17 protein-coding genes are annotated in these 22,426 nt (G+C 59.9%); 3 read left to right on the forward strand and 14 right to left on the reverse strand.

Annotated elements, in window-relative coordinates:
• Positions 1 to 60: 60 nt before the first annotated feature.
• The 3 genes from HU718_RS13130 to HU718_RS13140 all read left to right on the forward strand — a co-directional run bounded on the left by HU718_RS13130 (position 61) and on the right by HU718_RS13140 (position 1,080).
• Positions 61 to 240 carry a hypothetical protein gene (locus HU718_RS13130; protein ID WP_095122902.1) on the forward strand — a complete coding sequence of 60 codons (180 nt, stop codon included), beginning with the start codon at positions 61 to 63 and terminating at the stop codon, positions 238 to 240.
• A 373-nt stretch (positions 241 to 613) separates the two neighbouring features.
• Positions 614 to 826 (forward strand): hypothetical protein, encoded by a 213-nt coding sequence (locus HU718_RS13135; protein ID WP_095122900.1) that lies wholly within the window; start codon positions 614 to 616, stop codon positions 824 to 826.
• Positions 823 to 1,080, forward strand: coding sequence for a hypothetical protein (locus HU718_RS13140; RefSeq protein WP_102902177.1), 258 nt, complete (start codon positions 823 to 825; stop codon positions 1,078 to 1,080). Before HU718_RS13135 ends, HU718_RS13140 begins: the two co-directional genes overlap by 4 nt.
• 134 nt (positions 1,081 to 1,214) lie before the next feature.
• Here HU718_RS13140 and HU718_RS13145 read toward each other — a convergent pair whose 3' ends face one another.
• The 14 genes from HU718_RS13145 to HU718_RS13210 all read right to left on the reverse strand — a co-directional run bounded on the left by HU718_RS13145 (position 1,215) and on the right by HU718_RS13210 (position 22,350).
• Positions 1,215 to 1,799: a glutathione S-transferase gene (locus HU718_RS13145; protein WP_186614470.1), complete on the reverse strand. Its 585-nt coding sequence runs from the start codon at positions 1,797 to 1,799 to the stop codon at positions 1,215 to 1,217.
• Positions 1,796 to 5,437, reverse strand: a complete 3,642-nt coding sequence (locus tag HU718_RS13150) for an AAA family ATPase (protein ID WP_186614472.1) — start codon at positions 5,435 to 5,437, stop codon at positions 1,796 to 1,798. The genes HU718_RS13145 and HU718_RS13150 overlap by 4 nt, the downstream gene beginning before the upstream one ends.
• Positions 5,434 to 6,678 carry an exonuclease SbcCD subunit D C-terminal domain-containing protein gene (locus tag HU718_RS13155; protein ID WP_175554553.1) on the reverse strand — a complete coding sequence of 415 codons (1,245 nt, stop codon included), beginning with the start codon at positions 6,676 to 6,678 and terminating at the stop codon, positions 5,434 to 5,436. The genes HU718_RS13150 and HU718_RS13155 overlap by 4 nt, the downstream gene beginning before the upstream one ends.
• Positions 6,679 to 6,753: 75 nt before the next feature.
• Positions 6,754 to 7,884, reverse strand: a complete 1,131-nt coding sequence (locus HU718_RS13160; protein WP_225936855.1) for a hypothetical protein — start codon at positions 7,882 to 7,884, stop codon at positions 6,754 to 6,756.
• Complete coding sequence (locus tag HU718_RS13165; protein ID WP_186614474.1) at positions 7,874 to 9,994, reverse strand: hypothetical protein; 2,121 nt, start codon at positions 9,992 to 9,994, stop codon at positions 7,874 to 7,876. Before HU718_RS13165 ends, HU718_RS13160 begins: the two co-directional genes overlap by 11 nt.
• A 32-nt stretch (positions 9,995 to 10,026) precedes the next feature.
• Positions 10,027 to 11,157, reverse strand: a complete 1,131-nt coding sequence (locus HU718_RS13170; protein WP_189683953.1) for a hypothetical protein — start codon at positions 11,155 to 11,157, stop codon at positions 10,027 to 10,029.
• Complete coding sequence (locus tag HU718_RS13175) at positions 11,147 to 14,746, reverse strand: toxin VasX (protein WP_367617188.1); 3,600 nt, start codon at positions 14,744 to 14,746, stop codon at positions 11,147 to 11,149. Before HU718_RS13175 ends, HU718_RS13170 begins: the two co-directional genes overlap by 11 nt.
• A gap of 133 nt (positions 14,747 to 14,879) precedes the next feature.
• Positions 14,880 to 16,517 carry a BatD family protein gene (locus HU718_RS13180; protein ID WP_186616062.1) on the reverse strand — a complete coding sequence of 546 codons (1,638 nt, stop codon included), beginning with the start codon at positions 16,515 to 16,517 and terminating at the stop codon, positions 14,880 to 14,882.
• Positions 16,514 to 18,253 (reverse strand): tetratricopeptide repeat protein, encoded by a 1,740-nt coding sequence (locus HU718_RS13185; RefSeq protein WP_186616061.1) that lies wholly within the window; start codon positions 18,251 to 18,253, stop codon positions 16,514 to 16,516. Before HU718_RS13185 ends, HU718_RS13180 begins: the two co-directional genes overlap by 4 nt.
• A complete protein-coding gene (locus HU718_RS13190; RefSeq protein ID WP_007950106.1) occupies positions 18,250 to 19,329 on the reverse strand; it encodes a vWA domain-containing protein in 1,080 nt (359 codons plus the stop codon). The genes HU718_RS13185 and HU718_RS13190 overlap by 4 nt, the downstream gene beginning before the upstream one ends.
• A complete protein-coding gene (locus HU718_RS13195; protein WP_095050116.1) occupies positions 19,322 to 19,819 on the reverse strand; it encodes a DUF4381 domain-containing protein in 498 nt (165 codons plus the stop codon). The genes HU718_RS13190 and HU718_RS13195 overlap by 8 nt, the downstream gene beginning before the upstream one ends.
• Complete coding sequence (locus tag HU718_RS13200; RefSeq protein WP_150652195.1) at positions 19,816 to 20,760, reverse strand: DUF58 domain-containing protein; 945 nt, start codon at positions 20,758 to 20,760, stop codon at positions 19,816 to 19,818. The genes HU718_RS13195 and HU718_RS13200 overlap by 4 nt, the downstream gene beginning before the upstream one ends.
• Before the next feature lie 5 nt (positions 20,761 to 20,765).
• Entirely contained in the window at positions 20,766 to 21,725 is a 960-nt protein-coding gene (locus HU718_RS13205; protein ID WP_007913915.1) for an AAA family ATPase, read from the reverse strand.
• Positions 21,726 to 21,996: 271 nt separating this feature from the next.
• Positions 21,997 to 22,350 (reverse strand): hypothetical protein, encoded by a 354-nt coding sequence (locus HU718_RS13210; protein WP_186616060.1) that lies wholly within the window; start codon positions 22,348 to 22,350, stop codon positions 21,997 to 21,999.
• Positions 22,351 to 22,426: the final 76 nt, after the last annotated feature.

Below are 22,426 nucleotides of genomic sequence, written 5' to 3' on the forward strand. Positions count from 1 at the left end.
TTAAGTTTGCTTCACGGCCCAACCGGGCAAGCAAGCCAACCGAACACGAGGGTTACCGCCATGAACTTCAATCTCTTCTCTGTTATCGCCGCTTCCGCCATCTCCGCTACCGTTGTGCTGCCAGCCAGTGCCAACGTTGAAATCAACAGCAAAAAATCCCACACCCAGAGCTACACCCAGAAATACCTGCAACAGAGCGCCAACTTCTACGCCGCCCTGGATCACAAAACCCAACACTGAAATGCCCGCTTCGGACAACTCCCTGTAGGAGCTGCCGAAGGCTGCGATCTTTTGATCTTGTTTGATCGTTCCCATGCTCTGCGTGGGAATGCCTCTAGGGACGCTCTGCGTCCAGTGACGCGGAGCGTCACGGGCTGCATTCCCACGCAGAGCGTGGGAACGATCCGCAAAAGCAAAATCAAAAGATCGCAGCCTTCGGCAGCTCCCACGCGTGTGCGTGTGTTTTTCGCGGCACGATAGGTTTCTTGAACCGCGCAGATAGACTGGCTAAATAATCAACGAAGCTGATGTTTACTATGGCAAACCCTGAGTGGTTAGCGCGGTTTTTTTGATCGATTCTGTGGACATCGAAACATGCCCACGGGAGAACACCATGGCCAGCGCAATCCTTCACTCAGCCAAACGCGGCGCCTACCTGGCCATTGGTCTGTACCTGGCCGTGGTGCTGGTCGTCAGCATCGCCTCGCAGATGGAACACACCTTCGACGCCCCGATTGAAGTCGCCCATCCCGGCATCCAGTTCGAAGTCCGCTCGCAAAGCGTGATGGTCGACCGGGCCGAACTCGCGGGAGTCGGCGGAGCATGAAAGGCTACAGACTTTGGGTTGTCGCCGGTTTAGCGTTCTTCACCAACGGCGCGTCATTACTGGGAATCGGCCAAGGCTCGGTGGGTGCATTGGCCCGTGCCATAGAGGCCAATCACACCATCGCGCACAACATCGAACGGGCGAATACGCTGGGGCTGATGGCCGGCAATCCACCGGTCAAAGTCTCGGCGGATTTTCTCGGGCCATTCGAGATAGATTGCATGGCCCTCGGCATGTGCAACGCACTGGCTTAGACGACGCGATTGATCGTTCCCACGCTCCGCGTGGGAATGCAGCCCCGGACGCTCCGCGTCCGATTGGAACGCAGAGCGTCCCTTGAGGCATTCCCACGCAGAGCGTGGGAACGATCAACACAGGAAGGTAAGGATTACTTCTTCATGATCGAGGTGAATAGCTCGGATTCGAGGAAACGCTGCAGCCAGGCCTGTAAGCGAACATAAGGTGTTTGCGCAAACCACTCGCGATCAACATGGGCAAACTGCCGAACGAAGGGCAGCAATGCCACATCCGCCAGGCTCGTGTGGTCGGTCAGTAAGTAATCGCGATCGGTCAGCAGTTCATCCAGACTCTGCAAGAACAACGCCCCCTCTGCCCGATAAACTTCCATCGGTTGCTCCGGGTAACGTTCGGCGTACTTGTAGCGATTCAAATGCACTTTGAACCCTTGATCATTTGCTTCGATCAGTTCGGCAATCCGCGAATCGCCTGCCAGCAACCAATCATCCGGATCATTCTGCGCCAACGCCCAGCGCATGATATCCAGGCTCTCATCAATCACCCGCCCACCGGCATTCAGCACCGGCACCGTGCCCTTGGGCGAGATCGCCAGCATCGCCGCCGGTTTCGCCTTGAGGCTGATCTCAACGATGTCCACCGGTACACCCGAGTAACGCAGCGCCATCCGCGCCCGCATCGCGTACGGGCAACGGCGGAAGGAATACAGCGTGTTCATTTCACCTCCAGCGTGCTCAAGCCATTGCCCTGACGCTGCACCTGAATCTGCACCGGAATTCGCTCGTGCATTTCCTGCACATGGGAAATCACCGCGACCTTGCGCCCCTGCGCCTGCAAACCATCGAGCGCATCCATGGCCAGTTGCAGCGATTCCGGATCGAGGCTGCCAAAGCCTTCATCGATAAACAGCGATTCAATCTTCAGCGTACTCGACGCCATCGACGCCAGGCCCAACGCCAGCGCCAGCGACACCAGGAATGTCTCGCCGCCAGACAACGAATGCACCGAGCGCAGCTCATCGCCCATTTCCGTGTCCATCACCAGCAAACCGAGCATGCTACCGCCGCGTTTCAGGCGATAGCGTTTGACCAGTTGGCGCAGTTGCACGTTGGCGTGATGCACCAGCAAATCGAGGTTGTAGGCCTGGGCGATCTTGCGGAAGGTGTCGCCGGTGGCCGAGCCGATCAAGGCACTCAGGCGCGCCCAGCGTTGATACTCGGCGTAGGCCGAGGCGATCTGTTGCGCCAGCGCCTGATTGGCGTTCTGTCGGCGCTGATCTTCGGCCTGTTCGGCACGCAGTTCGGCGCATTGCTGCTCGCTGACCGTGAACTGGTTCTGCAGGTCGGTGAGGGCGCTGGCCAGTTGTTCGGCATCAAGGTTGCCGTTGTGTTGCGCCTGATGATCAATCAGACGTTGGTCACGTTCCTGCAACAACACCTTGGCCTGTTCGATGGCTTTCTCGTTGTGCTGCAAGCGCTGACGCAGTTCGGCGACTTGCGCGTCGTCGATCCGCAACAGGTCTTCGAGGCCGCCGTCATCCAGTTCAGGATGGCGAGCGCGCCAGTCGGCAATCTTGCTGGCCAGATCCTGGTCTTCGCTTTGCAGCGCCTGCAAACGTTCCTGCTGCGCCTTGAGTTCGGCGGCAATCTGCACGAGTTGCGTGCGCACGTTCTGCAGTTCCTGCGCGGTGCCGGTTTCGGCATTGCGCGCCTGCTCAACCGCTTGCTCAAGCTGCTGCTGCCAGTGTTCGGCGCTGCTGTGCTCGCCGAGCAGTTGCGCCAGTTTTTGCTGGCAGGTGTGCTGTTGCTCGGTCAGCGCCGTGAATTGCTGTTCGGCACTGAGCAATTGCTGTGCGCGGGTCTGCTGACGATCCTGTTCTTTTTCCAGCGTCTGTTGGCGCTGTTGCTGTTCGGCCTGTTCTTCCTTCTGCTGATCGACTTGCGCCAGGCGCTCGGCGATCTGTCGGTCTAGCTGCATGAAGGTCGCCGCCGGTTCCTGGCGCAAGGCTTCAAGGGTATCGGCCGGCAGCAGATTGCCGAACGCGTTGAGTTCTTCGTCGAGGCGCTGACGGTCGCTGCTCAGCTCGCGCTGCTGATTGCTCAGGTGCTGCGCCGCTTGTTGATGCGCAGTTTCGGCCTGACGCAATTGCTGAGTCAGACGCGCGGCATCCTGTTGCAGGGTGAGCAGGGCGCTCTGGCGTTGTTCGTCCTGAGTGATGCTCTGGTTCAGTTGCTCGTTTTGCCGGGACAGCCAGGCATCACGCTTGTCGGCATCCTGATTGAACAACTGCGCGGACAGCGGATGCACGTCGAGGCTTGGCGCCAACGCTTGTTGCTGGCTGGCCAGTTGTTCCTGCTGTTGCAGCAGTTCTTTCTGCTGAGCAATGACGCCAACGACTTCGGCGCGCAGCTCAGTGAGTTTTTCCTTGAGCTGATCGACGACTTTCTGGGCATTGGCCTGCTCGCTTTCATCGTGGCGACCAAGGCTTTGCAGCAGCGCTTCAGGCTGATGATACGGGTGCTCGTTGCTGCCGCAGACCGGGCATGGTTGGTCGTCCTGCAACTGCGCGCGCAACTCTTCGACACTGGCACTGCGCGCCAGCCGCTGGCGCTCAAGCAGTTCGCGGGTGACGTTGAGGGTTTGCTCGGCAACGGTCAGGTCGGATTTGGTTTTTACGCCGTCCTGGGTCAGGCGCTCGCGCTCCTGCTGGGCGTTGAGTTGACGCTGCTGCAATTCGGCGCTGCGCTTGTCGAGATCCTGTTGCGTGGCCCACAGGCGCGACAGGTCTTCGAAGGCGCGCAGTTGTTTGCGATTGTCCTGCAGCAGCGTGCCGAGGAGGCCGATCTGCTCGGCGACCGCATCCGGTTCGGCGCCGGCCTCTTTGAACAGTACTTCCAGTTGCTGCTTTTGCGTGGTCAGTGCTGCGGCGCTGCGCGTGGCATTTTCTTCGAGACTCGCCAGTTCGGCTTGGCCCTTGTTCAAGCGGTTGCCGATCAGCATCAACTGTTGCAGGCGATCACGGTAGGCATTCCACGCGTCACTCAGCGGCGCCAGATGAGCACTTTGCTCAAGTTCGGCGGCGATGTGTTGCAAGCGCTCGCCGACCTGGGTCTGTTTTTCCAGCAATGCTTGAATGGCGTTTTGGCCCTCGGTGCAAGCCTGCTGCGCATTGAGCTTGGCTTCGGCACTTTGCGCGACATCCTTGGCCAAGCGGGCGAGGGTGCTTTGCTCTTCAAAGGCCTGACGCAACAGTGGTGCGTTCTCGCTTTGCCGGTGCTGCGCGTCACTCAGGGCGACTTTCGCCGCTTCGAGATTCTGTTCCAGTTGCGTCTGCCGCTCAGTCAGTTCGGCATGTTGCTGTGTGTACGCGGCGATTTGCGCGGCCAACGGCGTCAGCAGGGCATCGAGTTCGGTTTTGCGCGCGAACTGATGCCGCTGCGGGCCGAGCTGCTCCAGTCGCGTCAGTTTCACCCGCTCGCCGGCCAGACTTTCCGATTGCTGCTGTGCACTTTGCAGTTGCTCGGATGCAGCTTGCTGCGCGTCCTGCAATACACGCAAATCCTTGAGCCAGCCGTGCTGTTGCTCAAGCTGTTTGAGCTGCGCCTGCTGCAACTTCATTTGTTGTTGCGCAGCGTTGAAGCGCTCGTCCAGTTCGGCCCGGGCTTCGGGCGCCAGCGGGGTGACGCCAGTCGCTTGATCCTGCAACAGCTTGTGCGCTTCGCGAGCTTCTTTGGTCTTGTCGAAGGCGCGGCGGCCGAGGCGGGTGTACAGCGCGGTGTCGGTGAGTTTTTCCAGCAGCTCGCTGCGATCGTTGTCGTCAGCCTTGAGGAATGCGCTGAACTCGCTCTGTGCCAGCAGCACGGCGCGGGTGAACTGTTCGAAGTTCAGGCCGAGTGCAGCTTCCAGTTGCGTTTTGTATTCGCCTTTCTGGCTGGCGAGCAGTTGATCCTGATCGATGTCGCGCAGGCTCTGCCGGCTGGCCTGCAACTTTCCGCCGGCCTTCTCGCGGGCGCGGTTGGCTTCCCAGCGCGCCCGGTAACGTCGGCCATCGACACCGACAAAATCCACTTCGGCATAGCCTTCGCCGGTGCCGCGCCGCAGCAGAGTGCGCGGGTCGCCGGTGGCAATTTCGCCGTCGGCATCGGGGACTTTGGCGTCACGCCCGGTGTTGTTCAGGCGCGGCACCGCACCGAACAGCGCCAGACACAATGCGTCGAGCAGGGTGCTTTTACCGGCACCGGTCGGGCCGGTGATCGCGAACAAACCGGCGCTGGCCAATGGTTCAGCGGTGAAATCGATCTCGAACGGGCCGGCCAGCGAGGCAAGGTTCTTCAAACGAATGGCGAGAATCTTCATGGCTGCTCGCCCTCCAGTTGTACGTCTTGCAGCAGTTCGGCGAAGTCCTTCAGCGTCTGTTCGTCGACTTCGTTGCCGTAGTTGTCGAACCAGGCGCGGCTGAACAGTTCTTGCGGGGTGAGTTGGTCGAGTTCGATCAGCGCGGTGCCATCTTCCTCGCCGTTAGCGCCACGGTTGCCAGCGTATTCAGCGGCGATACGCACCAGGCGCACGGCTTTGCCTTGCAGAGCACTTTCCACTTGATGGCGCAGATCCGGCTGCGGCTCGTCGAGGGTTACGCGCACTTCCAGCCACGGCTGCCGCTGGGTTTCGGCGAGCAGATCGATGTTCGGCAGATCCGCCAGTTGCAGCAAGATTTCCGCCAGCGGTGCCGGGCCGATGCGTTGCAGGTTGACCGAGCGCGGGATCAGTTTCGGCTCGACGCTGACCAGCGTTTCGCCGTCGAGGATGACGTCGAGAATCTGGTGCTGATAGCCAATCTCCGAAAACGACAACGGAATCGGCGACCCGCTATAGCGAATGCGCTCTTCACCGTTGACCTTCTGCGGTTTGTGCAGGTGGCCGAGGGCGACGTAGCTGATGCTCGGCCCGAACAGGCTGGCGGGCAGCGCTTCGGCGTTGCCGATGATCAGGCTGCGTTCGGAGTCCTCTGAAACGGAACCGCCGGCCATGTGCGCGTGGCTGATGGCAATCAATGCCTGACCGGGTTTGCGCTTGGCGTTGGCCGCTTCGATCAGCCACTCATGCACCTGACCGATGCCACGCAAATAGTTGTCGCCCAGATGCGCGCCAGTCACCTCCGCCGGGCGCAGGAACGGCAGCGCCAGGCACCACGCGGCGACTTCGCCGGTTTTATCCGGCAACGGCAGCAGCAGGCGTTCGGCATCCAGTTGCCCGTCATCCAGCCACAACACCCGCCCCAGCGCATGGGTGCGCAAACGGCGCATCAGCGGCGCGGGCAGTTCGATCCGCGAGCCGGAATCGTGGTTGCCGGCGATCATCACAATGGTCAGCAACGGTTGCTGCTCGTGAGCGCTGACGATGAAATCGTAGAGGCGTTCCTGGGCTTTGACTGGAGGATTGACGGTGTCGAAGATGTCCCCGGCAATCAGCAGCACATCCGGCTGCGCCAGTTGCAGTTGGCGCAGCAGCCATTCGAGAAAACAGGCGTGCTCGAAATCGCGCTCCTGGCCGTGCAGGTTTTGCCCAAGGTGCCAGTCGGAGGTGTGGAACAGACGCAAGGTGGACTCCGCATTTTGATCAAAGGGCCGCAAGGACGAATATGGCGGCGAAAAGAAGGGGAGTTTACTGGCAAATCACGCCCCTTGCTTTGTCGCGTGACCAGTCACGCCCACCTCGGCGAATATTTCCGTGATCGGGCGGTGCGGCTGACGTTTTTGCATTTGCCGTACCTGTTCGCTCAGCCGTAGCAATTCCTCGCTCGGTTTGGCCCACTGATCTTCCGGCAGCGGTTCTGACCACTGGCGCATGACGTCGGGCAGTGCCTGTTTGCCGATTCTTTCGAGGCGGCGCACTTCCCATTCGACGAGGTGGTTGGGGATCGTCCACAGGGTCATGACGTGGTACAGGTACCAAAAGAACCCCGAAACACGTGTGCGGGAGCCCTCGCGGATGTGCTTATGCATGCGCGCTCGGGCATTGCGAAAAGTGTGCAGGCCTTCGTGAGGTGGGTCGTCGGGGCCTTGGAGGTCTTGCAGGTCCTGAATGGATCTGAGGTCGTTGACTTCGTATTCCATGTAGCCGCGGATGGCCTCCCAGTGGCTGATGGCGAGTGGCAGGCCGGCGCATTGGAATTCGAGGCTGGTGAGGGTTTCGCCTTGGTAGAAACCGATGCCCATGCCGTATTGACGGTGGATGCCGTATTGGGTCGCGCCTTGGGCTTCGATGATCCAGGCGGAGAGGGATTCCCAGGGGACGAAGACGGGCTCGGTGGCGCCTTCGGGCATGAAGCAGACTTCGCGGCGTTGGCGGTTGAAGCGGGTTGGGATGAGGGTGGCGCGTTTTTTGTGGTTGTGGTGCCAGACGGCAAGACCTATAAACAGCCCGGCCATGAATGTTAAGAGTGCTTCTCGATATGAAACCAGAAAGATGCCCACTATTGCGGCTTTAATGTCGCTCCAGTCATCCCCATACAGAACTCCCAGAAAACCTCCAAATATGGGAATAAAAATTACAATTATGAAGAGAACATTCAACGGCCCGCCAAAAATCACTTGCCATGAAAAGATTTGCGGTAACCCCAAGCCAAAGTCCATGTAAACATCGTTCAGCTCTCCGATATGTGGCCCATAGGGTAGCATTGGAGTTGGTAACGGCAGGGGCGCGAGATAAGTAATTGTTCCACTTGATAACGGTTCGATATCTCCAGCCTTTCTTGGTTGTTCAAGCCGCGTCGTGCCTATTGCCTTATCGTGATTATTCAGCATGATCGGCTTGCTCCAGAAACTGCATTTCAACGAGCAGAACCGGGGGTTTTTCCTTTACCAACTCATGAGCGATTACCGCAAAGTGGCCATCCCCGCGAGGGTCCAGATGAATCACGCGAGTTCGTGATGTGCACTCACCTTTTTCATTCAACGTCTGTATGCAAACTGCCAGCTCCAGCGTTTCTCTCGCAGGGATGTATTCAGAGTCGGGGTCTACGGGGTACTGAAGACAGAGCACCAGTCCCTCTGAGGTGGACTTGACGATTCGCAGGCTACTCACGATCTCATCGCTGATGGCATCACGCTGCTCCCGTTGAATTCCTCGACTGTGCAGAGGAATGGAAATTCGATGTGCGCCGATACCTAGACGGTGCGTCGGTTTACCACCGAAGGGAGGCAACAGATCAGCCAGTGTCAGTCTTGGCAGTACTAGATGGATATCGCTGGGCTTAGCTTTGAACAGAAGGTTTCTCAGCCAGGAGTCGTGCGGGTTTGGGCCAAGTTGCGCGTAAGGCGCATGAATCAGAAAGGCCAGATAGTTTTGATAGTCCTCCAGTGAATGGTCACCACGCATTTCGGCAGCCCGGCTCCACGGTGTAATTTTCAACCATTTGTCATGCGCACTGATGTTGTAGCGGCTGTACAGCCATGAGCCGCTAAGTTCAAGCACAGTGAAAAGTGCTCCAGCCAAATTGAAACGGAAAAATACAGTCGACAGTCGTGTACCGGCAGCAGCCCAAGCGGCGGCTCGCGCCATTTTGTTAGGAGCAGTTAAAACGGTAAGAGAGGCGTGAATGGTATGAGTTATACCGTAGCTGTTTACCATTACCATGCCCCCAGCTCCTAACGTTGCAAGAGTTGCACTTTGATATGCGGCACTATTCCCGCTTCGAGTTGCTTGCTGCCACTTTTCGCTTTGAGCACTGAAGCTAACCATCGAGGAGAAAAAACCGAAAAGATAGGTGTGTGCTCCCAGTCCGATATGCAATTTTCCCATCTGCACATGCACGTTCTGTAAGGCATGGAGCTGTAGGCTTGCCACAAGAGAAGCACTGCGAGCTTTCAATGCTGTATCTGCAAGACTTTGTGCGGCGCTAAACCCTGCCGCCCCCGTTGCAACGACTGCATTCACGAAAGGCTCCCATACTCTTTTATTTGCAGCCTGTCTGCGCACCTCCCGGTACGCACCCACCAAATTCACCACCTGCACCAAAACCACCACCAACCCCATCCCCTCTGTCTTCACCAAACTCCCCGCCGACACCCCACTCACTCCCATCCGAATATTCCCCAACAAACTCCTCAACTCCCCCTGCTGTGCCGGCGGAAACACCACCGTCACCCCTGCTCTTGCAGGCGTTGCGCCGTACAGCCGTGCCGAGCGATCCGGCAGTTCCTCAATCGGGCTCAACGCCGCTGCCAGTCGCCCTTCGATCTGCGTCAATTGCGCTCGTACCCGCACAATCTCTTCCTGCAACTCCACCGCCCGCGCCGTTTTATGGCCCTGGCGATTCTTGTTGTGGGTGATCTGGTTGCGTTCGCGGTTGAGGGTTTTCAGGTATTCGCGTTCGCGCAGCATTTCCTTGATCGCGCCTTGCAGCGCGGATTGTTCGGCGGGGCTGGCGACGGTGAAGGTCACGCCGCTGGTTTTTGCCGCGTCGAAAAGTCGCAGGCGCAGTGCTTTGGGCAGGCGCTGGAACAGTTCATCCAGCTCGGGGATTTTTTCGCCCGACAGGTCGAAGCCTTCCAGTACGCGGTTCAGGCCCAGGTTCAGTGCGGGGCTGTAGGTGTCCTGCACGGCGGCCGCGACGGTGCGGGAGTGCTCGGGCAGATCGTCGAGGGCCGGCAGCTGCGGATGCTCGATTTTGCGCAGCTTCGCCAGCCAGTCCGGCAGGTTGTTGAACGTGGCCATGAGGGCGTTGAACAGCGTTGAGTATTGCCCGCTCTGCTCCAATTGCAGGCGCAGCGGCAAGGTGTAGAACAGGGTTCGGGTCAGTTCCGGGTGCTCCTCCAGATAGCTGAGCATTTTTTCGCTTGCTTCGTCGTTGCGGCACAGGTCTTTTAGGCAGGCGTATTCGGTGCTGAGCGCCTGGCTGTGCTGTTTGCACATGAAGACTTGCTGAGTGACATTTGAAAAACAGCTCATGCATGACGCTTGCCGGTTGGATGCGTGCGCTCTACCTCAGCAAAGATCTCGGTGATCGGTCGATGTGGCTGACGCTTTTGCATTTGTCGCACCTGTTCACTCAGCCGCAGCAGCTCTTCACTGGGTTTGGCCCATTGGTCTTGCGGCAGCGGTTCTGACCATTCGCGCATGGCGTCGGGCAGTGCCTGTTTGCCGATTCTTTCGAGACGGCGCACTTCCCATTCGACGAGGTGGTTGGGAATCGTCCACAACGTCATGACGTGGTAGAGGTACCAGAAAAAGCCCGACAGCCTTGTTCGTGTGCCTTCGCGGATCTGCTGGTGCATGCGCGCGCGGGCGTTGCGAAAGGTGTGCAGGCCTTCGTGGGGGGGATCGTCCGGGCCTTGGAGGTCTTGCAGGTCCTGGATGGATTTGAGGTCGTTGACTTCGTATTCCATGTAACCGCGAATGGCCTCCCAGTGGCTGATCGCGAGCGGCAGGCCGGCGCATTGGAACTCGAGGCTGGTGAGGGTTTCGCCTTGGTAGAAACCGATGCCCATGCCGTATTGGCGGTGGATGCCGTATTGGGTCGCGCCTTGGGCTTCGATGATCCAGGCGCTGAGTGATTCCCAGGGGACGAAGACGGGTTCGGTGGTGTCTTTGGGCATGAAGCAGACTTCGCGGCGTTGGCGGTTGAAGCGGGTTGGGATGATATGGGCGCGTTTTTCGTGGTTGTGGTGCCAGACGGCAAGGCCGATGGTCAGACTCAGAAAAGCTGCGAAATTGCCATATGGATAGATGACATAGAAAAAATCAACAACAAGTTCCCATGTATAGGTGAAGTCATATCCAAACATTAATCCAATGCAGCCGATAATCGCGGGAAAAAGAAACGCGGTCATAACGGCACCACTTAACGGCCCTCCCAATATGACTTGCCATGCGAAAACCTGCGGTGATCCAAAGCCGAAATCCAGATATCGGTCATTTAAATCACCAATATGAGGGCCGTAAGGTGGAATCAGTGTTGGCAATGGAAGTGGCGCAAGATAAGTGATACTTCCACTTGGAAACGGTTCCACTTCTCCGGCTTTTGCTTGCTGTTCAAGCAGCGGCCTTCCTGTTGAGATATCACGTTCATTCGGCATGATCCGCTCGCTCAAGAAACTGAGTTTCGACCAGCAAAACTGGAGGTTTGTCCTTTACCAGTTGCGGATCAACTACCGCAAAATGTCCGTCTCCGCGAGGATTCAAATGAATGACACGAGTGCGCGATGCCCATTCACCTTTTTCATTCAATGCCTGGATGCAAACCGCCAGTTCCAGCGTTTCCTTTGCCGGAATGAATTCAGAATCAGGGGTTACCGGGTATTGAAGACAGAGCACCAGCCCCTCAGTAGTGGACTTGACTATGCGCAGGCTACTGACAATTTCGTCGCCAATATTATCCCGCTGTTCTCGCGGAGTTCCTCGGCTGTGCAACGGAATAGAAATGCGGTGCGCGCCGATACCTAAACGATGCGTCGGGTTACCGCCGAAGGGAGGTAACAGATCATTCAGCGTCAATCTTGGTAGTACAAGATGTATGTCGCTGGGCTTGGCTTTAAACAGCAGGTTTTTCAGCCAAGAATCGTATGGATTTGGCCCAAGTTGGGCGTAAGGCGCGTGAATCAAAAAGGCCAGATAACTTTGGTAGTCCTCCAGTGTATGGTCACCACGCATATCGGCATCCCGACTCCAAGGCGTGAGCTTCAGCCATTTATCATGAGCACTGATGTTATAGCGGCTGTAAAGCCATGAGCCACTCAATTCAAGCACAGTAAAAAGCGCTCCGGCCAGATTGAAGCGAAAGAATACAGTTGACAATCGTGTGCCTGCTGCTGCCCAAGCGACCGTTCGCATCGCTTTGGATGCGGTTAATACCTTTACTGTCGCATGGGCAGTATTACCGACCCCATATGCATTTACCGTCAGCATTCCACTAGTCCCTAATTCGGCTAGGGCAGCAGCTCCTTGTGCCGGACGATTTCCGCTTCGTGTCGCCTGTTCCCAGTTTTTTTGATGGGTGAGAAGACTGCTCATTGAAGAAAGCAAGCCTGAGAAATATGTGAAGAGGCCCAATCCCACATGCATTTTCCCCATTTGTACATAAACGTTTTGAATAGCATGGCTATGAAGCCCTGCGGCCAGTGCGGTGCTACGAGCTTTCATAGCAGTATCTGCGAGGCTTTGCGCAGCAGTGAATCCTGCAGCGCTCGTGACCACAACTGGTGCGACCAACTCCGTCAACTTACGTCGATCCCGTGTCTGGCTAAAAGCTTCTCGCACGGCCCCCACCAAATTCACCACCTGCACCAAAACCACCACCAACCCCATCCCCTCTGTCTTCACCAAACTCCCCGCCGACACCCCACTCACGCCCAACCGAATATTCCCCAACAAACTCCTCAACTCCCCCTGCTGCGCCGGCGGAAACACCACCGTCACCCCTGCTCTTGCAGGCGTTGCGCCGTACAGCCGCGCCGAGCGATCCGGCAGTTCCTCAATCGGGCTCAACGCCGCTGCCAGTCGCCCTTCGATCTGCGTCAATTGCGCTCGCACCCGCACGATTTCTTCCTGCAACTCCACCGCTCTCGCCGTTTTGTGGCCCTGACGATTCTTGTTGTGGGTGAGCTGGTTGCGTTCGCGGTTGAGGGTCTTCAGGTATTCGCGTTCTCTCAGCACTTCCTTGATTGCGGTTTGCAGCGCGGCCTGTTCCGCGGGGCTGGCGACGGTGAAGGTCACGCCGCTGGTTTTTGCCGCGTCGAAGAGGCGCAGGCGCAGTGCTTTGGGCAGGCGCTGGAACAGTTCATCCAGATCGGGGATTTTCTCGCCCGACAGGTCGAAGCCTTCCAGTACGCGGTTCAGGCCCAGGTTCAGTGCCGGGCTGTAGGTGTCCTGCACGGCTGCCGCGACGGTGCGGGAGTGCTCGGGCAGATCGTCGAGGGCCGGCAGCTGCGGATGCTCGATTTTGCGCAGCTTCGCCAGCCAGTCCGGCAGGTTGTTGAACGTGGCCATGAGGGCGTTGAACAGCGTTGAGTATTGCCCGCTCTGCTCCAATTGCAGGCGCAGCGGCAAGGTGTAGAACAGGGTTCGGGTCAGTTCCGGGTGCTGTTCGAGATAACCGAGCATTTGTTCGCTGGCCGTGTCGCTGCGGCACAGGTCCTTGAGGCAGGCGTATTCGGTGCTGAGGGCCTGGCCGATCTGCACCGCCACTTGCGCGTCGTAGTACCAGGCCGAACGATGGAAGCGTCCGGCGATCAACAGTTGCGTACGATCGACGGTGATGCGTTCGAGCAGGCGGTTCCAACGGCCGAGGTTATCGCGGTGACGGTTGAGGACTTCGTCCATCGCCGGACGGTCAATCAGGTCGTTGACCCCGCGTTTACCGCTGAGGAACGGGCCGTCGAGCACGTCGCGCATGCGTCGGTCCTGATCCTTGCCGAGGTCGACCAGCGTGCTCAGGTGCCGCTCGACGAAATCGACCGGGGCGACTTCAGCAAAATACTCACGCGTATAAAAACGTCGATCCGCCTCGGCGGTGACGCGACCATGCGCGGTGAAATCCGGGGCGACGCCGTCAAACCGGTTCAGCGCCAGCGAATCGTCGAGGGCCTTTTCGCGAAGTTGCGAAAGCTCTGGCGTTGCCTCCGCAGAAGCGGACTCAACCCTGCCGCCCTTGTTCAAATACTCAAGCAACGCCTTGCGGGTATTCTCCCGATCCGGCTCGGGCAGTTGCTCCAGTTCGGCATAAAAAGCCTTGGCCCGCGGATCGTCACTGGCCTTGGCCAGACTGTCGAAATCTGCGCTGCCGAGCTGGCTCAGGGACTCGATGTAACTGGCCAGCAGATAATCGCGCTCGTTGTTGCCGCTGTTGCTCCACTCTTCGACCCAGCCGACCACGGTGTCCTGATACTCGGCCAGATCACGCATCACGCCCAGGTCATCATTGACCAGCAGAAACAGCGTGTCGTCCTGATAAGGCCCGCGCACCCGACCGAGAAATTCACCGATGTGCGCCTCGCGAAAGCGCCGTGGCTGCTCCCACAAATAAGGCTCGCGCTCGTGCTCCGGCGCATCGCTGACCTGCACCGCCGGCATTCGCGTCGCATCGGTTTCGGCAATCGGTTCAGCCCCCGTCGCCACTTCCGCCAGCCATTTCCGGGTCTGCTCGACGATCAACAAGTGCTCGCCGCCAACCAGGCAATTGACCGGCCCCAGATCGACTGCCTGCATGAAGTGCTCGCGCTCCTCCGTGCTATCCAGTACCTGCCGGCACTTGGCAGCGCTCAGTTGCACCTCGGCAAACGTCACATACAGCGTGCTCTTGCGCGAAAAGATCAACGCCGGGCGCTCTTCGATCGCTGCACGCTGATCTTCAGTGACGGTTTTACCTTGGTGCAGCAACGCGGTGACGATGCCGTCGAGTACGCGATATTCGTACAACTCGCCACCGAGGCTGTCGATGATGTACAGCCAGCCGTCGCGCAACCGGCGAATGCCCATTGGCCGCGCGGTCAGGGCATACGGCAGCGTCAATTCGGCGGCCGGGTCGTGCGGTCGTTCCACCAGGCCATAGGCCAAAGGCAACAGTTGCACGTGGGTTTGCCGCAACGGGCACGCGCCGGGAGAACCGATGGGGGTTTTGGACGCCGCGGCAGCGGCGAGGTTGGCGGGATGGATCTTGGACATTTGCATATCCCGTGTCTGTTTGAGACAGGGAACTGTGAATGTATCCAAAATCTACAGCAGTCAGACGTTTCTAAATTTTGCGTAGGATGCGATCAATCAGGAAGAGGCATACGCCCTAAAATCCAAAATCCTACAGAGATTACTTAGGGTACAAGGGCGGCAACCCACTATCACCCACCGGATCCTGCACCCGTTCCGCCGCCGGAATGGTGCGGATCGCTCGCCACAAATCCTCACCCTGCCAATGCTGGCCGGTTTCGCTGTAGAGCGCGCCGTTGAGGCCGTCGAGGGCATCCGACAACGGCACAAACCGCGCCGCCATATCGGCCAGCGTTTCCGGCTGCTGACGCGCCCACGCGTCCAGTGCCTGCCGCGTCGCTTGCGGGTCATTGGCTTGACTCGCTCGCTTGATGTCATCCATCAAAGTGCGCGGGCTCGGGCCGGTTTGGGCGGCGCGATGCACCGCCGGTTGCCAGCGTGCGCGCCACCACAGGCCGAAGCCGAGGAGGGTGGTGCAGGCGAGGATCAGGGTGCTGAGTTTCCACCACCACAACACATCGTTATCGGCGACGCTCACTTGCAGATTGCCGGCCGGGGTGTCGACTTGCAGGCTCGGGTTGTTGGCCACTTGCAGGGTACGCGCGGGCAGGCTGCTGTGTTCCAGATGGTCTTCGAAGGTGTTCCACCAGACCACGTCCACCGTCGGCAAATCGATGGCGCCGCTGCGGCTCGGCACCAGCGCTTCGCGTTCTTCGCGGCTGCCGACAATGCCGCGGTCGGTGCTCTGGTTGCTCAGCACCGGTTGGTCGGGGTAGCGGCGCAGACCGTTGACGTCGGTGGCGGGCAGCGCTGGCAGTTGCGAGCTGGCGAGGCCTTCTACTTTCAGGGTCAGGCTGCGCGTCATCGAATCGCCGACCTGAGTGTGTTCCGGCTCCGGGTTCCAGCTTTCGCTGAGGCTCAGGCTGCGCGCGGGCAGCCATGGCGCGTCGACCGGATAAGTCAGGGGTTTGGGTTTGACGGTCAGGGGGATTTCCGCAGAACTGACGCGCATCAGTTTGCCCGGCTTCGGCCCCTGTGCATTGGCGTCCTGAGACGGCTGCGTGTCGACCAGTGTGGCGCTAAAGGTCTGTGGCGCAATGGTCAGCAAACCGCTGTGTTGCGGGTAGATCGCATAGCGCATTTCGATCACGCCATGGCGCACACCGTTGAGGTCTTTTTCGTAGGTGCGCGTGTCGCCCAGTTGCTCGATGCGTGCATCGACGATTTGCAGCGGCGTCAGGCTGCTGTCGTCGTACAGCGACACCGAATGGTAGATGCGCAACGTCAGGATCGCCTGCGCCTGCACATAGACGCTGGACTGATCGAGGCTAGCCTCGATGAACACCGGATCAAGGCTGTTCTTGTTCTCGCGGGTGTCGCTTTCGACCACTTGCACGGTGATCGGCTGGCTCTGCGCGTCGCCCAGTTGCAGTGGCGGGATCACCACGCTGCCGTTTTCTTTAGGCCGCAGGGTAATGATCCAGCGCGTGGTCGCGCGGTTGTCGCCATTGAGGGTGTTGAGCTGGTTGACCTGGCGTGTGCCGCGCACTTCGAACAACGCTTCCAGCGCGGTCAGATCGGGTTTGCCGAACTGGGTGACGTCGCTGGTTTCGAGGGTGAGCTCGACCGTCTCGCCGGAGTTCAGGCGACTGCGATCCACACTGGCGGTCAGCTCGGCCGCCTGGGCGGTGGCCGTGCAGAGCAGCAGGGGCAGCAAGAGAGCGGTGAAGCGGGTCATCGAGTGTTTTCCTGATCCTGATGTTGTTGCTGTTCGTACCAGAATTTGCGTCGCAGCAGTTCGCCCGGGTCGTCCGGGATCTTGCCCAGCCATTGTTCCAGTGCCTGACGTTGCTCGCCTTCGAGGTTGTCTTCACTCGGGCGCAACGTTGGCACGGTGTCCGTTTGTTCTTCCTCGTCGCTGCCCGGCACTTCATTGGGCCCCGGCTGCGGCGGCGTGGTCGGTGGCGGTTCGCTGGCCGATTCGCTCGGTTGCGCGTCGCTCTGGGTTTCACTTTTTACCGCCGGCGGCGGCGTGGTCGCGGGCGCTGGTTCGTCGCCCGGCAGACTTTGCTGCTCGCTTGGCTTGGTGTCCGGCTCGGCGGGCGGAGGGGCGTTTTTCTGCTTGAGCAGATTTTCCACCAGCGTCTTGTTGGTCTGCGCCGGACGTAAATCCGGTTGCTGTTCCAGTGCCTGTTCATAGGCGTCGATCGCCGCTTCCAGCTCACCGCTTTTCGCCAGCGCGTTGCCACGATTGTAGTGGGCGCGGGCGTCGCTGCCTTCGGCGAAACGCTGAGCGGCGCCACTGTAGTCGCCGGCTTCGTACAACGCCACCCCTTGCCATTGGTGATCGTCAAAATGCTGCGCGGCTTCAGCCGGGCGCTTCTGTTTGAGCAGGTGCAGGCCCTGTTGATCGGGGCGCAGCCACAAATCCTCAAAGTCAAAAGCGTAGCTGGGCTGTGGCAAGCAAAACAGCAACGGCAGGCAGAACAACCAGCCGCGACGTCCGGCACAGGCGGCGAGCAACAACAGCGGCAACAGCAGCCAGTAACCCTGATCGGCCCAGGTATCGAGGCGCACGGTCTGGCCGTCGTCACGCAGGCTGCGTGGACCGTTGAGCAGGCCGAGCGCGGCAAGATCCGCTTCGTCGAGGCGGGCAGGGTGGTATTCGCCGCCGACGCTGTTGAGGAATGCGCTCAGGCCCGGACTGTCGAGTTGCGGCACGCGAATCGCGCCTTGTTCGTCCTTGAGGAAGCTGCCGTCCTCTTGGGCGATTGGCGCACCTTCGGCGGTGCCGACGCCGAGCATCAGCAACTGCGCCGATTGTCCGCTGAGTGCGCGGCGAATGCCTTGGCGTTCTACTTCATCGAGCGACGAGCCGATTAACAGAATCCGCCCCTGACCGAGCGCGCCCTGTTTCAGCAGGGCCAGCGCTTTGCTCACGGCCAGATCGGCACGATGGCCGCTTTCCGGCATCAACGACGGTTTGAGCGCGTCGAGCAGATTGCGGCTGGTCGCCAGGTCATCTGACAGCGGCACCAGCGTGTGCGCGCTGCCGGCGTAGACAACGATGGCGGTCTGCGCATCGCTGCGCGCCTGCAACAGATCGAACAGCTTGCGTCGTGCTTGTTCCAGTCGCGTCGGCGGCGAGTCGGTGGCGAGCATTTCCGGGGTCAGTTCCAGCACCACCACCAGCGGATCGGCGGGTTTCTGGCTGGTCTGTTCGACGCGCTCCCAACTCGGCCCGAGCAGCGCCAGAACCGTCAGCAGCCATGCCACGCCGAGGGCGATCCATGGCAGTTTGCTGTCGCGACCATTGCCGCCGCTGAGCAGGGTGGCATGAAACGCCGGCGGCAGAATCATCTGCCAGCGTCCGGCGCGTTTCTGTCGGTGCCAGAGTTGCCAGATCAGCCAGCCCAGCAGCGGCAGCAACAGCAACCACCACGGACGGAACCAGTGCGGCCAGAGCGCAATCATCGGCGCCTCCGCAGACGCAGGCGCTTGAGACGCTCGCGCCAGTCAGGCAACGGACTTTGCAGATACAGTTCCTTGGTGAACAGGCGTTGCAGCGGGTTGTCCGGCCACAATTCACGGGCGACCAGCAATAGGCTCAACCATAACGCCAGCGCCAAAGGCCAGTGATACAAGGCTTGTGCCGGGCGGGCCTGGGTCGGTTGTTGAGTCACCGGTTCGAGCTGGTCGAGTGTGTCTTTGATGGCTTGCAGTTCTTTGCCGTCGTGGGCACGGAAATACTGGCCGCCGGTGACTTCGGCGATGGCTTTGAGCGCCGGTTCGTCGAGGTCCAGGCTCGGATTGACGCCCAGCAGGCCGGTTGAGCCGCTGTCTTCAGGATTGGCGCCGATGCCGATCGGATAGATTTTCACGCCTTCGCTGGCCGCCAGTTTTGCCGCCGTCAGCGGATCGATTTCGCCGCCATTGTTGGCGCCGTCAGTGACCAGAATAAGCACGCGGCTCTGCGCCGGACGCATGCGCAGGCGTTTCAGCGCCAGACCGATGGCGTCGCCGATCGCAGTGTTCTTGCCGGCAATGCCGATCCGCGCTTCGTCGAGCCAGACGCGCACGGTATGGCGATCAAAGGTCAGCGGCGCTTGCAGATACGCTTGGCTGCCGAAGAGGATCAGGCCGACACGGTCGCCATCGCGACTTTCGAGGAAATCACCGAGCAGATGCTGCACCAGCGTCAGGCGACTGACCTCTTCGTCCTGCCACTGCATATCCGGAAAGTCCATCGAGCCGGACACGTCCACCGCGACCAGCAGATCACGCCCACTGGCAGCAATCGGTAGTGGTTCGCCGAGCCATTGCGGGCGCGCGGCGGCGGTCAGCAGCAACAGCCACAAGAGCATGAACGGCGCCTGTTGACGCCACGCGGGCAGGTTGGCGCGAGCGCGACGGCGGGCGAGGCCTTCCAGATCGGCGAGAAAGCTGACTTTCAACGCTGGTTCGCCGCTGTCGGCGACCGGCAGCACCAGGCGCATCAGCCACGGCAGCGGCACCAGCACAAAGATCCACGGCCAGGCGAACTCAAACATGTTTGCGAATCCACGTGTCGACCGCTTGGGTCAGGCCGGCGATGGCTTTGTCGTCGAGTTTGCATTCCGGTTTGTACGCGCCTTCGACCAACACCATCCAACGGGTCAGGCCCGCCGCCGGGCAGCGGTTATCGAGAAAGGCCAACCATTTACGCCCGTTGAGGGTGTGGCTCTGGCTGTAAGGGTAGTGGTTGCGGCACAGGCGTTTGAGCAGGCCGTTGAGTTGCTGCAGCCAGGCACCGGCCGGGGCGCCGTCGTAGGGTTTGGGCATTTGTGCGAGTTCGGCGAGGGCGGCGATGCGCACCGGGTCGAGCGGCTGTTCGGCACGGACGATCGGGCGTTTTTTCATCGGAATGAAACGGCGCAGGCGCCACACGGCAAAACCCAGCAGCGGCAACAATAGAAGCAGCAGCCACCAACCCGGTGCCGGCGGCCAAAAAGCAATCGGTGGCGGCGAGATCAGCGGTTGCAGTTGTTCGAGGCCGTTCATCGACCTTTCCCCGGACGCTGCGGATTAAGGAATTCGCGCATCTGCTCGACCATTTCACTTTGCGTGCTCAGCGGCATCAGCAATACCCGCAGCTTTTGCGCGAGCAATTCCCAGCGAGCGATGCGCGCTTCGGCCTGGGCGCGATAGGTCTGGCGCAGGTCGAAGTTGAGGGTGTCGAGTTCAAGCTGCGCGCCACGTTCGGCGAACCTGAGCAGGCCGGCAGCGGGGAGGGCGTGATCCAGCGGATCGGAAATCGGCAACATCAATAAGTCGCAATGACGCGATAAGAGGCTGAGCTGTTGTTCGGCGCTGTCGGACAACGCACGCTCGTCGCAGATGACAATCACCAGACTGCCCGGGCGCAGCACTTCGCGGGCACGGCGCAGGGCCACGCCGAACGCATCGCGATCCGGCTCACGCTCGCTGTGCAGCGACTGATTGACCTTGACCAGACGATTGAGCAATTGCAGCAGGCTCTGTTTGCTGCGCCGTGGCTTGATTTCGTAGTGCTCGTTGTCGCCGAACACCAGCCCGCCGACCCGGTCATTGTGACCAAGCGCGGCCCAGCCAATCAGCGCCGCTACTTGCGCCGCCAGCACCGATTTGAACATCAGCCCGGAACCGAAAAACAGCCGCGTGCTTTGCTCGACCATGATGAAAATCGGCCGCTCGCGCTCCTCATGAAACAGCTTGGTGTGCGGCTCTTGCGTGCGTGCGGTGACGCGCCAGTCGATGGTGCGCACGTCGTCGCCGGCCTGATAGACCCGCACCTGATCGAAATCGACGCCACGGCCCCGGAATTTCGAGTGATGCAGGCCGATCAGCGGGCTGCGCTGACTCGGCGTGGAAAACAGCTGCACTTCACGCACGCGGTGACGCATCTCGATCAGCTCGGCGAGGCTGACGCGGATGCCCGGTTCGGACGGCAGGGGGGCGTTCATGGGGGTCAAGCGACGGCTACGACGTCGAGAATCCGCTGCACCACCCGATCCTGATCGATGCCGGCGGCTTCGGCTTCAAACGACAAAATGATGCGGTGACGCAACACATCGAACAGCACCGCCTGAATGTCTTCCGGGCTGACGAAGTCGCGACCGGCCAGCCAGGCGTGGGCGCGGGCGCAGCGGTCGAGGGCGATAGAGCCGCGCGGGCTGGCGCCGTAAGCGATCCACTCGGCCATTTCCGGGTCGAACTTGGCCGGGTTGCGCGTGGCCATGACCAGTTGCACGAGGTATTCCTCCACGGCGTCGGCCATGTACAGGCCAAGGATTTCCTTGCGCGCAGCGAAGATCGCCTGCTGGCTGACGCGGCGTTCAGGTTTGGTCTCGCCGTTCAACGCTTCGCCACGGGCCTGCTGGAGGATGCGGCGTTCGACGGCGGCGTCCGGGAAACCGATTTTCACGTGCATCAGGAAACGGTCGAGCTGCGCTTCCGGTAGCGGGTAGGTGCCTTCCTGCTCGATCGGGTTTTGCGTGGCCATTACCAGAAACAGCGGCGACAGCTCGTAAGTGCTGCGGCCGACACTGACCTGACGTTCGGCCATGGCTTCGAGCAGCGCCGATTGCACCTTGGCCGGGGCGCGGTTGATTTCGTCCGCCAGCACCAGGTTGTGGAAGATCGGCCCTTGCTGGAACACGAAACTGCCGGTTTCCGGGCGGTAGATCTCGGTGCCGGTGATGTCGGCCGGCAGCAGATCCGGGGTGAACTGAATGCGATGGAACTGGGCTTCGATGCCCTCGGCGAGCTCTTTGATCGCTTTGGTCTTGGCCAGACCCGGAGCGCCCTCGACCAACATGTGGCCGTCGGCGAGCAGGGCGATGAGCAAACGCTCGATGAGTTTTTCCTGGCCGAGAATCTGCGTTGAAAGAAAGGTTCGCAGCGCCAGCAGCGCTTCACGATGTTCCATCGATGACTGTTCCTGGAAAGGGGTGGCCACGGGCGTTCGGATAACGCCGGGGCTGGGGGCGTTACTTTAATCCATCGCGGGGGGTGGCGACTAACGGCATTTTGCGCAAAGTGCGGGAATGACTGGGGGATTTGTTGGATTTTTTTAGTGCCGGGGAAGGGCGGTGTTCTTTCGGGCCTCTTCGCGAGCAGGCTCGCTCCCACATTTTGAGCGGCGTACATCCGTCAATGTGGGAGCGAGCCTGCTCGCGATGGGGCCAGTTCGAGCGCCATCAAACTTCGTTAATGAAGGTCCCCGTCCCGTCGAGGATGTTCATCAAGGTCTCGACAACCTCATCCATATCCACCATATCCGGGTTAAAGCTGATCTCCAGCACATCATCCCCGTTCAACGCATCGGCATCCGCCGCCGCGATTTCGATCTTCAGCAGATTCGAAGTCAACGTGACCTTCACCCCATCAAGCGTCGAAGGCTCGCCATCCAGGGTGATCTCCAGCTCATCCTCGTCCGGATAGCGGCTCATCAGGAACATGTCGCCCTTGTCGCTGTGGCAGCAGAGCATGGCCATGTTGTCTTCTTCGTCATCGCACGGGTTGACGATCAGTAGGGCGGTGGTCATTTGCATGGTCAATTCCTGCCTCTAAGGGCGTGTCGGTCGCTAATGGGCGCGATTCTGCCAGTCCTCGGGAATTTCTGCATGT

Source organism: Pseudomonas tensinigenes (assembly GCF_014268445.2).
In the GTDB taxonomy this organism is placed as follows: Bacteria; Pseudomonadota; Gammaproteobacteria; order Pseudomonadales; family Pseudomonadaceae; genus Aquipseudomonas; species Aquipseudomonas tensinigenes.